The 15029-nt window shown below is 42.4% G+C and carries 10 protein-coding genes; 4 read left to right on the forward strand and 6 right to left on the reverse strand.

Annotated elements, in window-relative coordinates:
• Positions 1-47 precede the first annotated feature (47 nt).
• The 3 genes from ABIC84_RS00880 to ABIC84_RS00890 form a co-directional block, all read right to left on the reverse strand.
• Positions 48-989 carry a hypothetical protein gene (locus ABIC84_RS00880; RefSeq protein ID WP_429262380.1) on the reverse strand — a complete coding sequence of 314 codons (942 nt, stop codon included), beginning with the start codon at positions 987-989 and terminating at the stop codon, positions 48-50.
• A gap of 75 nt (positions 990-1064) precedes the next feature.
• Positions 1065-2003 carry a hypothetical protein gene (locus ABIC84_RS00885; RefSeq protein ID WP_426586495.1) on the reverse strand — a complete coding sequence of 313 codons (939 nt, stop codon included), beginning with the start codon at positions 2001-2003 and terminating at the stop codon, positions 1065-1067.
• 73 nt (positions 2004-2076) lie between these two features.
• Positions 2077-3018 (reverse strand): hypothetical protein, encoded by a 942-nt coding sequence (locus ABIC84_RS00890; protein ID WP_429262381.1) that lies wholly within the window; start codon positions 3016-3018, stop codon positions 2077-2079.
• Between the two features lie 96 nt (positions 3019-3114).
• Here ABIC84_RS00890 and ABIC84_RS00895 point away from each other — a divergent pair, with 96 nt between their 5' ends.
• Positions 3115-3582 (forward strand): CYTH domain-containing protein, encoded by a 468-nt coding sequence (locus tag ABIC84_RS00895; protein ID WP_426586499.1) that lies wholly within the window; start codon positions 3115-3117, stop codon positions 3580-3582.
• Positions 3583-3589: 7 nt separating this feature from the next.
• Here the strand turns inward: ABIC84_RS00895 and ABIC84_RS00900 are convergent, their stop codons facing one another.
• Positions 3590-3883 (reverse strand): hypothetical protein, encoded by a 294-nt coding sequence (locus ABIC84_RS00900; protein ID WP_426586501.1) that lies wholly within the window; start codon positions 3881-3883, stop codon positions 3590-3592.
• A 331-nt stretch (positions 3884-4214) separates the two neighbouring features.
• Between ABIC84_RS00900 and ABIC84_RS00905 the strand changes: the two genes are divergently transcribed.
• From ABIC84_RS00905 to ABIC84_RS00915, 3 genes are all read left to right on the forward strand, one after another.
• Positions 4215-4553, forward strand: a complete 339-nt coding sequence (locus ABIC84_RS00905) for an ArsR/SmtB family transcription factor (protein WP_426586503.1) — start codon at positions 4215-4217, stop codon at positions 4551-4553.
• Positions 4550-4975 (forward strand): SRPBCC family protein, encoded by a 426-nt coding sequence (locus ABIC84_RS00910; RefSeq protein WP_426586505.1) that lies wholly within the window; start codon positions 4550-4552, stop codon positions 4973-4975. The genes ABIC84_RS00905 and ABIC84_RS00910 overlap by 4 nt, the downstream gene beginning before the upstream one ends.
• Positions 4976-5220: 245 nt before the next feature.
• Positions 5221-8694, forward strand: a complete 3474-nt coding sequence (locus ABIC84_RS00915; RefSeq protein ID WP_429262382.1) for a TraB/GumN family protein — start codon at positions 5221-5223, stop codon at positions 8692-8694.
• A gap of 116 nt (positions 8695-8810) precedes the next feature.
• On the opposite strand, the gene ABIC84_RS00920 is transcribed toward ABIC84_RS00915, so the two are convergent.
• The gene (locus ABIC84_RS00920) at positions 8811-10289 is read right to left on the reverse strand and encodes a glutamate synthase subunit beta (RefSeq protein ID WP_426586509.1); all 1479 of its coding nucleotides are present in this window, start codon (positions 10287-10289) and stop codon (positions 8811-8813) included.
• Between the two features lie 3 nt (positions 10290-10292).
• Positions 10293-14810 (reverse strand): glutamate synthase large subunit, encoded by a 4518-nt coding sequence (gene gltB, locus ABIC84_RS00925; protein WP_426586511.1) that lies wholly within the window; start codon positions 14808-14810, stop codon positions 10293-10295.
• Positions 14811-15029 lie beyond the last annotated feature (219 nt).

Raw genomic sequence — 15029 nt, forward strand, 5'->3', positions numbered from 1 at the left:
AAAGTTAAACGCTAAAAGCTATACGCTTATACAAAATAGCACAATTGTTACTTGGCTGCAGTTTTGGCCTTGCCCTCAACATGTACCGAGACCATGCTTGAGTGGATGATGCCCAGGGTAGTACCGGGCTTTACATTAAGGTAAAATTTAAAGTAGCTGTCCACAACCGCTTTTGAGGTATGGATATAATCAGCCTCTCTTTCCTGGTCGCCGTTAAATCCAACAAGCGGGGCGCCGTAGTAGAACTTGCCCTTATCATCAACATACATGGTGAAGGAAAAATAGAAATCTTTATAAGCGTTTTTGATCACGATGTCGTAAGTAGGGTCAAGGTAATCGTCAGAGTTATCTAAATTATTAAGTATATCCGGTTTGGTAGTACGGCGAGATACGGTTACCAGCGGGCTTTTGCTGGTTATTATGGCCGGCTGTCTGGCTGCAAAAGCCTTGGTATAATCTGCAGTTGCTTTAGCGGCAAGCGAACGGATGAATACAGTATCGGCACGGCTTGGCCTTCTTAATGTAGCGGTATCGGTGTGCAAAACGTTTTTTACATAATTATCAGCAAAAAATCGCATGAACACCTTGGTGCCTTTTACATCAAGTGAATCCCCTTTCTGGATCAGGATCTCCATGGTTATGCTGTCCTTATTGATCTGCCTTATCTTTAACCATGAACGCGCTGCATTGAAGATTGAATCATAGCCACGGGTTAGCGGAAAATTAATAAAAGCATTTTTTGTTGGACTGAAAATGCTTATCGAATCGTCTGAAACAAATTTTAGCTTCCATTGCGGCTCCAGTTGATAACCATATTCGTTAAACGAGAGCCCGTTTTTTTGACGTCTGGATACTTCGGAGTAGTTGATGCCATTGTAAGGTTTAAAGGAGATCAGCTCTCTTTTCTTTTTACCTGAAGGGCCGCTGCCGCAACCTGAAATAAAGGCAGATATGATGAAGAGCAGCCCAAATGCTGCCGTTTTTAACATTTTAAAATTGATAAGTAGCATTGCTGCTAAAGATATAGATAATTTGATAAATGGCTAAAAAATGGACCGATATCGTTACAAGCCACTTTTGCCGGTAACGTTTACTGCAATCTCGCTGGCATGCACAATGCCAAGCGTACTGCCTGGCTTCACATCGAGATAAAACTTGAGGTAAGTTTCCATTACAGCTTTTGAAAGATGGGTGTTGCTCTCCCTTTGAGTTTCTTCGAAAAATACCCGTAGGGGTTTACCATAATACATCCGCCCCATGGGGTCAACAAAAATTGAGAACGAGTAGTAAAAGTTTGCATAGGCTTTGTCAATAGTGATGTCAAACTCGGGGCGCATATAGTCGGATGGGTTAAAATTGTTGAGCATGGTTGGCTCGGTATGGAGTTTTTTTATTTTTATCCGGTTACTGCTGCTGCTAAGCTCAACCGGTTGCCGGGCTGCAAAAGCTTTTTTAATGTTTTTATTGGCAGCTTCGGCTAACTGCTTTATATATATCGAGTCTTTGCGGTTGGGGCTTTTACATTTGCTCAAATCGCCGTGAAGTGTGTTTTTAATATAATTATCGGCATAAAAAACCATATAAACCTTTGCGCCGCGAGTATCAACCGAATCGCTGCGAGCTTTAAGCATTTCGATGATCATGCTATCCTTAGTCATGGTCTTAACTTTTAACCAGGTGCGGGCGGTATTGAAAACGGAATCGTATCCGCGGGTTAGCTGAAAATTGATAAATTGTTTTTTTGTCGGGCTGTAAACGCTGACTGAGTCATCGGAAACGAATTGCATTTTCCATTGCGGCTCTAATTGATAACCGGAGTTATTAAATGACAGCCCATTATCTGATCTGCGCGCTATTTCTGTATAGCTGATACCCAATACAGGTTTAAAGGAAATCAGGTCTTTTTCGCCATTGTGTTTAACAATGTTACGTTGTTTGCAGCCCATGCAAAGCAAAGCAAAAACGATGCAGGTTAATTTTGCTATAGGTTTGTTAGTTATCATATAGGTATTTGTTAAATATATGACTTATTATGAACGCTAAAATGAGGAGGTTACATAACCTCGTGACTTAAGTCTACACGCCCCGGTTTCCTGTAACATGAACGGCTATCTCGCTGGTATGCACTATACCAAGTGTTTTACCGGGAATAAAGTTCAGGTAGTATTTAAGGTAACTGTTCATTACCGCTGTAGAGAGGTGAATATAATTTTCCTCGTAGCTTTTCTCCGAAAATGCCGTAAGGGGTTTTCCATAGTGTATTTGCCCGGCCGGATCAACGAAAATGGAGAATGAATAGTAAAAATTGCTGTAGGCTTTATCGATGGCAATATCAAACTCCGGGTTCATATAATCGTAAGAAGCATCGAAGTTGTTAAGCATGGTTGGCTCTGTATGGCGTTTACTAAAAGTAACATGCGGGCTTTTGCTTTCAATCTCCACAGGTTGTCTTGCGGCAAATGCTTTGGTAAAATCTTTACCCGCTGCATTGGTTAATGATTGTATATATACAGTATCTCTTCGGCTGGGACTTTTGCATTTGCTTATATCGCCATGAAGTACGTTGTTTATATACTTATCCGAATAAAAAACCATGTAAACTTTAGCGCCGCGCGTATCAACCGAATCTGCATAGGCCTTTAGCAATTCAATGATCATGCTGTCTTTTGTCATTGTTTTAACTTTTAACCAGGAGCGGGCAGTATTAAAAATGGAATCATAACCGCGTGTGAGTGGAAAGTTGATGAATCGTTTTTTTGTAGGGCTGTAGATGCTTGTTGAATCATTTGAAACAAATCGCATTTTCCATTCCGGTTCTAACTGGTAACCAAAATGGTTAAATGATAGCCCGTTTTGTGAACGCCGCGCAATTTCGGTATAGCTGATGCCAAAGACAGGTTTAAATGAGATCAGATCTTTTTCGCCGTTGTGTTTAACAATGTTGCGGTGTTTACAGCCAAGGCAAAACAAAGTCAAAACAATGCAGGTTAAATTTGTAAAAGGTTTAGCAATTAGCATATAGGTTCGATATATTATAAATATATGATATTTACCAACGCCCAAATGTTAAATAATGCTAAAATTGCAGATTGTAAGTAAATCGGATATAAGCTGATGGCAATTGAAATAGAACGTAAATTTTTGGTAGATCAGGAGAAATGGCAGCAGGTAACAAAGCCTGAAACAGTGCATTTCAGGCAGGGGTACATTTTTAGTGATGAAAAGAAAACTATCAGGGTACGGGTTACTGATACAGAAGCATATATCACTATAAAAGGGAGTACAGAAGGTTTTAGCCGCAGCGAGTTTGAATATACTATTCCCAAAACTGATGGTATTCAGTTGCTTGATAACTTTGCAGTCTCTGAACTGGAAAAATATCGCTATAACATCCACCACGCCGGTAAACTTTGGGAAGTTGACGAGTTTTTAGGCGATAACCAGGGTTTGCTGATGGCCGAAATTGAACTTGGGAGCGAGGATGAAGAGTTTGAACTGCCGCCATGGGTAACAACTGAGGTAACCGGCGATGATCGGTATTACAATGCCAGGTTAAGCGTTCATCCTTTTAAAAACTGGTAGCAACTTTTCAGGCACATTCCGGTAAGTCAAGCAGATAGTCGGGTTTCGATTCGTCGTAAACCGTTTTAACATACTTGTTGCCTTGGGGACAAACAGCAGGGATCAAACTGGTTTTGTTGCCTTTGTCATCAATAATGTAAGCCTCACCATCCTCATGTTTTATCCAGTCATAAAGTTTCGACCTTTCGGTGAGGCCTTTTACATTGATCCGCTCGTTGATCCATTCAAGTGAGTCGATGGCCACATACGGGTTATTGTGCGGTGCGGTGTCGGTTTTTATAGATACTATACGTACTGCCATTGTATTAAATTGCATTAGACATTCAGGTGTGATAAAAATATGGCAAAAAACAATACCCCGAAATAGGTATAATCACCCAATTTTCACTACGTAAAATTACCTATGGTATAGGCGCTGCCGCTTGCTAACCATATCGCTTATTTGGCGAATAATGAAATGATTTGAGGATAGGAGTGTATTGCATATGCTTGTAAATAAGTATGTTGAAAGTAAAGTAGCACCCTGTAGGTGCGTGTTGCGTCTTTTTAAGAAAATTAAAATAGATATTGCGTAACCAAATGGTTTCATTTATATTTGTAACCGAACGGTTTCATGTTTCCGTTCTGTTACTATGCGAAGAGATGTTTTCCAGGCCATTGCCGACCCAACCCGCCGCGAGATCATTAACCTGCTGGCCAGCCGGCAAATGAACCTTAATGCCGTGGCCGATAATTTTGATATCAGCAGGCCGGCCGTATCCAAACACATAAAAATATTAACCGAATGCGGCTTGCTCGTTATTAAGCAACAGGGGAGGGAACGCTATTGCCATGCCGATTTGAAACAGTTAAAGCAAGTTACAGACTGGGCAGAGCAATACCGCCGGTTTTGGACGCAGAAACTGGATGGCCTCGACGCTTTTTTAACCAACGAACAAAATACAGATAACCATAAAAACAGCAAACTATGAGCACACAACCATTTGTAATTGAACGTGTTTATTCGGCGCCTATTCAAAAGGTATGGGAAGCCATTACCGTTAAAGAAAAAATGAAAGAATGGTATTTTGACCTTGCCGAATTTAAACCCGAGGTAGGATTTGAATTTGAATTTACGGCGGGAGATAAGGATAATTTTCAATACCGTCACCTGTGCCGGGTAACTAAAGTTGTTGAGGGTAAAATCATTGCTTATACCTGGCGATATGATGGCTACGAAGGCGACTCGGAAGTTACGTGGGAACTTTTTCCTGAAGGGAATGGCACCAAATTAATCCTCACCCACAGCGGTCTGGAAACTTTCCCGCCGTTGGATTCCTTCAAAAAAGAAAATTTTGTTGCCGGCTGGACACATATTACGGGCGTATCGCTTAAAGATTATCTGGAGAAGTAAAAAAAACAATATCGTAATCCTATTTATTCCAAAGGCACTTGTTCCCCAACAGGTGCCTTTTTATTATTGCTTGTTAATTTTGCATAAAGTTATCGCTTCGGAATACTCGATATGCCAATATCTTTTATATTAGTGCTTGCTTAAACCTGTTACAATTTTATATGATCAAATTTTACTTATCAAAACCCTCTTTTTTTAGATCACTTACAGCTTGTTTAAAATTAAGATACTACACTTTTTTATTATTGTTTATAATTTCGTCGTTAGTTTCGGCCCAGCAAAGAAGTAATTATACCTTGCTGTGGCGCATTAGCGGAAAAGGCTTAACTCAGTCTTCGTATTTGTTTGGTACCATGCACGTAAAAGATAAGCGTGCCTTTGGTTTTAGCGATTCGGTAATGCTGGCAATCAAAAATACTTCGGCTTTTGCCCTGGAGGTACAGCCCGATACCCTGATTAAAACCATGTTTAATCAGCTCGGCTCACGCGATAGTTTGCGCAGCCTTCGCAAATGGCTTTCGCCTGCAGAGTATGCTAAACTTTCAAAGCGCTTTAAACAGAAAAAGGGTTATGATATGGGTAATATGGACCCAATGAGCCTTGAAGCGGCAATGCGGCCTGAATATGATAAACCGGGCGATAAGGCCGCGGTTGTTGATGCTTATTTGTACGGAGTAGCCCAAAGCCTTGGTAAAGAAGTTTATGGACTGGAGAATACGGCTGAACAGTTTGATAGTTACTTTGGCCTGCGGTCAAATATCAAAGAACGTGTAAAAGACCTGGTAGAAGAAGATAAAGGGAGCGATGCAAGATATCTTGACGCTATAGAAACTATGATCAGGTTATATAGTGCCGGTAACCTTGATAATATGAAGGCGTTTATGACCGAGGAACAGTTGAATGATGACGAGCTTATCACACGAAACAAGGTTATGTTTAACAGTATTGTTAATCATATTCATAATCAAACTATGTTTTCGGCGGTGGGAGCTGCGCATTTACCTGGCGGGCACGGTTTAATAGCCTTGCTGCGAAACGCGGGCTACACGGTTACACCTGTTAAAGCCAGTTTTACCGGCGTTGCTGATAAATTTAATACCGATTTTACCAAATTTAACTGGGAAATCTACAAATATGAAAGTGATGGCTTCTCCATAAACCTGCCTTTTGCGCCTGTTAAAACAAAAATATTTTATGAAATGCCTACCGTTATTTATGCTGATATAGCCAACGAGGTTTTTATGGGCGTGTATTCTACAAAAATAGGATCGGGTCTTAAACCTGTTGATGCGGAAAAGGTATTAAACAATATGACCGGCAACTTCAAAAAGAAATCAGAAGATCGGGTTTTGAGTCAGAATACCATTATTGTAAATGGTCAGAAAGTACGGGAATTGATAATGCAAACCAAGGGGCAAACCCTGCGTGCAAGGTTCATGGTTGTAAACGATTATTTATATATGGTTTATGCAGGGTTGAAGCTGTCAACTATCCGTTCACCTTACGTAAACAGGTTTTTTGATTCATTTCAAACATTCAAACCCGTTCCAAAATCTAATCCAGCCTGGATAACTTATAAAAATGATACGGCTGCGTTTTCTGTTCATTTGCCGAGCAATCCCCAACCAATATTAAAGGAACTTCCATCCGGAGATTCGTTGAGTGAGCCTTATCGCATCCATCTTTTAATGGCTATCGATACGAATAATATCGAAAATTACATCATCAGGTATAACGATTATCCTAAAGGCACTTATCTTGCTGACAGGAAAGCATTGTTTGGAAATATGAACCAATTATTTGGTAATGCCACCAAAATCATCAAAGCTCCCCATAAAATTATAAAAGAGGGATACGAGGGCTTGGAAGAAGAGGTGCTTATGGCCGAAAAATATTACTGCAAAATACAATTGCTGTTGAGAGGTAACCGCACTTATGTGCTATTAAGACAAAATTTGCAGCCTGGGGCTAAGGATGATAAAACTAACGACGACTTTTTTGAATCCTTTAAGCTTTTACCCTATAATAAGGCGGTAATGGATCAATATCCTGTTGATGGCGGCAATTTCACAGCAGGAGTATTTCAAAAAGCAAAAAGTATTGTTGATAGTAGTTATGCTTCTGCTTTTGGTAATTCGGTAACAATGTATTCAACCAACCTTGCTTCGGGTGGGTTATATGGTATTGAACATGCGCGAATAAGCGGATATTATCGCGCTAAAAGCGTGGATTCCATATTTCATTCTTTTACGCATAAAAGGATAAAATACACCGATACCCTTTTGAAAGATGATACCATAACAGTTAATGGCATCAAGGGGCATGAATTTATAACTCAAAATAAGGAAAACGGCACCAGGAAACGGAACAGGATACTTATTGATAACGGAGATCTGTTTTATTTAACAGGTTACCTGGCCGATGAGGAGCTTTTTAACGAAACCAGTAACGCGTTTTATAATTCGGTAAAGAAGATAAAGCCAACTAATACAATAGATCTGGCATCTTCAAAAGCATCCAAAATTGCTGATGGCTTGGCATCAACCGATACAACCAAATTTAAATACGCTCATGGTGCCTTGTCATATTATGATTTTAACAAGGATGAGTTGGCTTATGTTTATAAAGCTCTTGAAAAAAGCTACGCCAATGACAGCACCTATGAGGGAACAACCCATAAACTGGTACGTATACTGGAATCAACACATGATGATAAGACCATCGACGTGCTTGCATCGGTATATAAAAATTCGCAGATAAACGCCAATGTAAAGCCGGATATATTGGCGGCAATTGCTCAGATTGATAAACAAAAAGGGTATAACCTATATCTGGACCTGCTCACCAATATCCCGGCACCCAAAGCCGAATATAATTATAACTCATTTGTGCCCCTTATTGATTCAAATGATTATGTAGTAGCTAATTATAAGCGTATTATACCACTGTTAAAAAATGAAGATTACCGTTCAAATTTGTTGATGGTATTTGAAAAAATAGCCGGAAATAAGAAGGGCCAATATGATGATTTTATCCGTGCTCATTTTAACGATTTAGTAACGTTTGCCAATAGCGATCTTGATAACCTGTTGAGCAAAAAAGATAGTAATAAAATGTATTTGCCGGTTTATTATTACTTGTCACTAATGCAAAAAATTAAAGGGCAGCCCATAACAGCTGGTTTTACCAACAAGATAATAAAGCAAAACGATATAGAAAAATATTTGCCAACCGCTGTAATTACACGTATTAAAAATCGATTGCCGGTAAGTCAGATTTTGGTGAACAGGCTTTTGGACAGCATTGCTCAACGCTATGATCTGATGCTGGAGCTCGATAAAGAAAAACAACTTGCAAGGGTTCCTGAAAAATATAAAACACAGGCTGCTTTTGCTAAATTATGCGTTTATCAAAACGCCATTGCCACTGATGAAGATGAAAGCCCAAGTCACATAAAACTTTTAGGTACAATCTCCGATAAGGGAAAACTGTTTTATGTATTCAACTACAAGAGCTATTATGATGAAGAAGACAATAACTTGCAACTGGCTGTTAGTGGTCCGTACACGCCGGGAGCTTCAAAGCTTGATTTTAGTAGCTACCATACTTATTATGAACGAGTTGATAAAGATTTGGACTGGCAAAAGCAGGCAAAAAAGATGCTGCCAGATCTTAAAAAGCAAAATGATAAGGAATTGGCCGGCAAAATTGAAAGATAAACCGGAACAAACAACAAAGCCGGGCAAAACCCGGCTTTGTAATTAAAAACGATATGACAGGGAGATCTCTTCAAAGAAGTAACTAACCTCTGATCTCAAACCTGCAATCTCTACCACTAAAACACCTGGTCAAACTGGTTAACAGCGTCTTTACTTTCCAGCAGAGAGTGGCCCATTAAAAACTCGTCAACCTTGCGGGCAGCTTCGCGGCCTTCAGATATAGCCCAAACCACCAATGATTGTCCGCGGCGCATATCGCCTGCTGTAAACACTTTGCTTACGTTGGTACGGTAAACACCTTCTTTGGCTTTAACGTTTTTACGGTCGTCAATTTCAACGCCAAGCTGGCTGATGAAAGTATCATGCTGTGGATGTAAGAAACCCATAGCCAGGAATACGCGCTGACAAGGTATCTCACGCTCCGAACCTTCAACCACATGGAATTTTACCGGGCGACCCATGAAATCCTGCTCCCATTCAACATCAACTACTTTTAACGCGCGCAGGTTACCTTCTTCATCACCTAAAAATTCTAAGGTGTTAACACCCCAAAAACGGTCGGCACCTTCCTCATGTGAGCTTGTTGTTTTCAGTACCATTGGGTAAGTAGGCCATGGCATATGCTGTGTACGCTGAGCCGGCGGTTGGAACATCACCTCAAATTGCTTGATTGATGCAGCACCCTGGCGGTTTGAAGTACCCACACAGTCTGATCCGGTGTCACCACCGCCAATTACCACTACGTCTTTACCGGTAGCTATAATATCTTCTGCAGTAACTTCAATATTGCTCACACGCTTGTTTTGCTGTTTCAGGAAGTCCATTGCAAAATGGATGCCTTTTAACTCACGGCCCGGAATGTTAAGATTACGCGGAATGGTGGAACCTCCTGCTAAAATCACTGCATCGTTATTACGTACCAGTTCATCGGCTGCTACGTTCACGCCAACTTCGCTGTTGTATTTAAATACAACGCCATCTTTTTCCATTACTTCAACGCGGCGCTCAACAACCCATTTTTCCAGTTTAAAATCGGGTATGCCATAACGTAATAAACCACCTGCACGGTCATCACGTTCGTAAACGGTAACGGTGTGGCCAACTTTCACCAACTGTGCGGCAGCGGCAAGGCCCGCAGGGCCCGAACCTACAACGGCTACCTTTTTGCCCGTTTTAACAAGCGGTGCAGTTGGTTTTACAAGGTTTTTCTCATAAGCTATCTCGATAATATGGCGCTCAATTTCCTCAATAGCAACAGGCGGTTTGTTGATGCCTAACACACATGCAGATTCGCATGGGGCAGGGCATATACGGCCTGTAAACTCAGGGAAGTTATTGGTTGATGATAATATATGGTAAGCTTCTTCCCAGTTTTTACGATACACGGCATCGTTAAACTCAGGAATGATATTACCAAGGGGGCATCCCGAATGGCAGAAAGGGATACCGCAATTCATACACCTGGCCGATTGCTGGTTAAGCTTTTCTTCAGTATATAAATTCACAAATTCGTTATAGTTCTTAACGCGTTCAGCAGCCGGAACTTTTGATGGAAGTTCGCGATTAAACTCCTGAAATCCTGTAGGTTTTCCCATTTCTTAGCCTATGGTTTGATATTGTAATTTCTCTAATACTTTTTTATACTCTCTCGGGAATACTTTCACAAACTGGGTTGATGCTTCATTCCAGTTGTTTAGTATCTTTTGCGCCAGCTTGCTGCCTGTTAAGGTGATGTGTTTACGCAGCAGGGTGAGGATCTGTTCTTCGTCTTGTACACTTAGCGGGTCAAGGTCAACCATCTCAGTATTGCAATTTTCTGCAAACGTACCTTCAGGATTATAAACCCACGCTATACCTCCGCTCATACCGGCTGCAAAGTTGCGGCCTGTATTACCAAGAATAAGCGCCCGCCCGCCGGTCATGTACTCGCAACCATGGTCGCCGATGCCTTCAACAACAGTGGTAGCGCCAGAGTTACGTACCGCGAAACGCTCGCCGGCCATACCACCTACAAACAATTCACCCGATGTAGCACCGTAAAGAGCTACGTTACCGATGATGATGTTATCTTCAGGTACGAATGTTGCGTTAGCTGCCGGATAAACGGCTATCTGAGCGCCCGAGAGACCTTTACCTACGTAGTCGTTAGCTTCGCCTTCCAGCTCGAAAGAAACACCTTTAGTGGTGAATGCTGCAAAACTTTGACCGGCCGAACCTTTAAATTTGAAGTTAACGGTATTGTCAGGTAAACCGGCCGAACCATACACTTTAGAAATCTCGTTAGATAACAAGGTACCGATAGTGCGGTCAACGTTGATCACATCAAACGAAGCAAATACCGGGGTTTTATCTTCAATAGCAGGCTTCGCAGCTTCCCATAGTTTCCAGTCAAGGATATTGGCCATGCCATGATCTTGTGATTCACTGTTGTACAAGGTCATACCTTTGGTGTTGGTAACCGGGTGCAGAATGCCGCTCAAGTCGATCTTTTTGGCTTTCCAGCTTTGCAGGTTATCTTTCACTTTCAGGAATTGTACGCGGCCAACCATTTCATGAATAGTACGGAAACCAAGCTCGGCCATGATCTCACGTAACTCTTCGGCCATAAAGCGGAACAGGTTAACGATGTGCTCAGGTTTGCCCGAGAATAATTTGCGCAGTTCAGGATCCTGAGTAGCTACACCTACAGGGCAGGTGTTCAGGTGGCATTTGCGCATCATGATACAGCCGCCTGCAACAAGGGCAGCAGTAGCTACACCCCATTCTTCGGCACCCATCAGAGCTGCGATTGCCAAATCCCTGCCGGTTTTCAGCTGACCGTCTGTTTGTAGTACCACGCGGCTGCGCAGTTTATTACGTACCAGTGTTTGGTGAGCTTCGGTTAAACCAAGCTCCCATGGTAAACCAGCATGTTTGATAGAGCTTATTGGCGATGCACCAGTACCACCGTCATAACCTGCAATCAGGATTACGTCGGCGTGTGCTTTGGCAACACCGGCTGCAATAGTACCTACACCTGCTTTTGATACCAGCTTAACGTTGATACGGGCAGCACGGTTAGCATTTTTAAGATCGAAGATAAGCTGTGCCAAATCTTCGATAGAGTAAATATCGTGGTGCGGTGGAGGAGAGATCAAACCTACACCCGGAGTAGAGTGACGGGTTTTAGCGATCCAGTCATCAACCTTGTGGCCCGGCAGCTGACCGCCTTCACCTGGTTTTGCACCCTGTGCCATTTTAATCTGCAACTCATCGGCGTTGGTAAGGTAGTTTGAAGTTACCCCAAAACGGCCCGATGCTACCTGTTTAATGGCAGAACGTAACGAATCGCCGTTTGGCAATTTGTCGTAACGCATCTCGTCTTCACCTCCTTCACCAGTATTACTTTTACCGCCAATACGGTTCATCGCAATAGCCATGGTGCTGTGCGCCTCGTGCGAGATAGAGCCGAATGACATGGCACCTGTAGCGAAACGCTTCATGATGCTTTCCGCAGGTTCAACCTCATCAATGCTGATTGATTCGCGGTGGTGGGCAAAATCAAGCAAGCCACGGATAGTGAAGTGCTTTTCAGTTTGCTCGTTAACCACCTTAGCGTAGTTTTTATATACCTCGTAGCTATTAGTACGTGTGGCGTGCTGTAAGAGGTGAACGGTAGTAGGATTAAACAAGTGGGCTTCGCCTCGGCGTTTCCACTGGTAGATACCACCTTCAGGTAACAGGTTGTCAGCTCCTTTAGCTTCAAAGCCCATTTTGTGTTTGCAAAGCGCTTCGCGGGCAATTTCATCAAGGCCTAAACCACCTATACGGGTAACAGCACCATGGAAGTATTTGTCAACAACGGTTTTGTTTATGCCAAGGATCTCGAATACCTGTGCGCCATGGTATGACTGTAAGGTTGAGATCCCCATTTTTGAGAAGATCTTCAGCAAGCCATCGTTAATAGATTTAACGTAGTTATTACGCAGCTTTTTGATATCGTAGCTGGTTTCAAGGCTGCCATTGTCCTTGAGCGTTTCAATGGTTGAAAGCGCCAGGTACGGGTTGATAGCTGTAGCACCAAAGGCCAGTAAACAGGCAAAGTGGTGTACTTCCCAGGCATCGCCGGTTTCAACAACCAGGCCAACAGCGCCACGGCGCCCCTTGCGGATCAAATGGTGGTGTACTGCTGATACAGCCAGCAGGGTAGGGATAGGGGCATGCTCAGAATCAACCGCACGATCCGAAAGGATCAATACCTCGAAGCCGTCATCAACAGCATCTTCGGCGTAGCGGCAAAGGCGTGCAATGCCTTTTTCCAGTGAGCCTGGCAGGCCATCAGCCTTAAAGTAAGTTTGCAAAGTTTTGGCGTGGAACAGGCCGGTATCGATACTACGCAGTTTTTCTAACTGGTGGTTTTTCAATATCGGGTGTTTCAATACCACGCAATGGCAATGCATTTTATCTTCGTCTAACAGGTTGCCATTGTTACCGATAAAGGTAGCAAGGCTCATCACCAAACGCTCACGGATCGGGTCGATTGGTGGATTGGTTACCTGCGCGAAGAATTGTTTGAAATAGCTTGACAGGTGCTGAGGTTTGTCCGAAAGGATAGCCAAAGGCACATCGGTTCCCATTGAGCCTACAGGCTCTTTGCCATCAAGGGCCATCGGTTTAATGATGGTGTCGATATCCTCGCGGCTGTAGCCGAATACCTGCTGGTAACGGTATACAGAGGCTTCAGACAGGCTGGCGAAAGCCAGGCGCGGTTCTGAAAGCTCGCTCAGGTTAATTTTATAATTCTCTAACCAACGGCCATATGGCTGTTGTGATGCAATTTGTTGCTTGATCTCTTCATCAGTGATGATGCGGCCTTTTTCAGTGTCGATCAATAACATTTTACCGGGCTGTAAACGGCCTTTGCGTAAAACAGTGCTTTCGTCGATAGCTAAAGTACCTGCTTCAGAAGCGGCTATTACACGACCATCGTTCGTTACCACGAAGCGCAGTGGGCGCAAACCATTGCGGTCAAGCAGGGCTCCTACCAGTTTACCATCGGTAAAGGTAATTGCGGCAGGTCCATCCCATGGCTCCATTAGTGTAGCGTGGAACTCATAGAAGGCTTTTTTAAGCGGATCCATGGCTTCGTTGCCATCCCATGCTTCAGGCACCAGCATCATCATCACATGTGGCAATGAACGGCCGGAGTGCAACAATATTTCAATGATATTATCCAGGCAGGCAGAATCCGACTGGTTGTTATCAATCACCGGCAACAACATGTCCATTTCTTCGGCAGTAAAGTATGACGAAGCGTATGATTTCAGGCCGGCATAAAACCAGTTTAAGTTACCTGTAAGGGTATTGATCTCGCCGTTATGCGCAATTAAGCGGAATGGCTGGGCCAGTTTCCATGAAGGGAAAGTATTGGTAGAGAAACGCGAATGGATCATGGCAAAGCCCGATGCAATACGCGGATCAGAAAGATCAGTATAGTATTTACGCAGCTGGTAGGTAGTAAGCTGCCCTTTGTAAATAATTGTTTTACAGCTTAATGATGTAAAATAAAAATTATCAGAAGCGCCGGCTACCGTTTCAGTAATGGTTTTGTTGATATACCTTCTGAGCACGAATAATTTGCGTTCAAAATCATCGGCGTTGGTAATATGATGTGGCCTTGCGATATAAATTTGCTCAATATCAGGCTCGGCCTGGCGGGCTGTTTCACCAATAACTGATGAATCAACGGTAAGCTTACGCTCGCCCAGCTTATGTAAACCTAATTTTTCAATAGCATTGTTAATAATGGTACGGCAGGCCTTTTTCTGGGCCGAATCTTTAGGTAAAAATATCATACCTACACCATACTCGCCGGGTTCCGGCAGGCTGATCTCGAGGTTTGAGCATTCTTCCATTAAAAACTCATGGGGCAATTGTATTAAAATTCCCGCACCGTCCCCGCTCTCGGGGTCGCATCCGCACGCACCGCGATGTTCCATGTTTTCGAGCATGGTTAACGCGTTATCAATAATTTGGTTGGTTTTATGACCGTTGATATTGGTTATAAATCCCGTTCCGCACGAATCGTGTTCAAATTCCGGTCTGTAAAGACCCTGGTGGCTATCAGTTTGATCCATTGTTTAAATTAAACCGTTTACAATTTTATAAGGGGTGTAACCACGAAGTTACCAAAACTCAAATAAATTATAAAATTTACGGTAATTTTTAAAGATTTCTAAAAAATCAATTATTTAAATCATAATTATTTAACATTATCTCAACAAAAAGAGACAAATATTATGATGTACAAAATGAAAGTACGAAAAAAATTATTTAGAATCAATATAAAGTTATAC

It is taken from the genome of Mucilaginibacter sp. 3215, assembly GCF_050433785.1.
In the GTDB taxonomy this organism is placed as follows: Bacteria; Bacteroidota; Bacteroidia; order Sphingobacteriales; family Sphingobacteriaceae; genus Mucilaginibacter.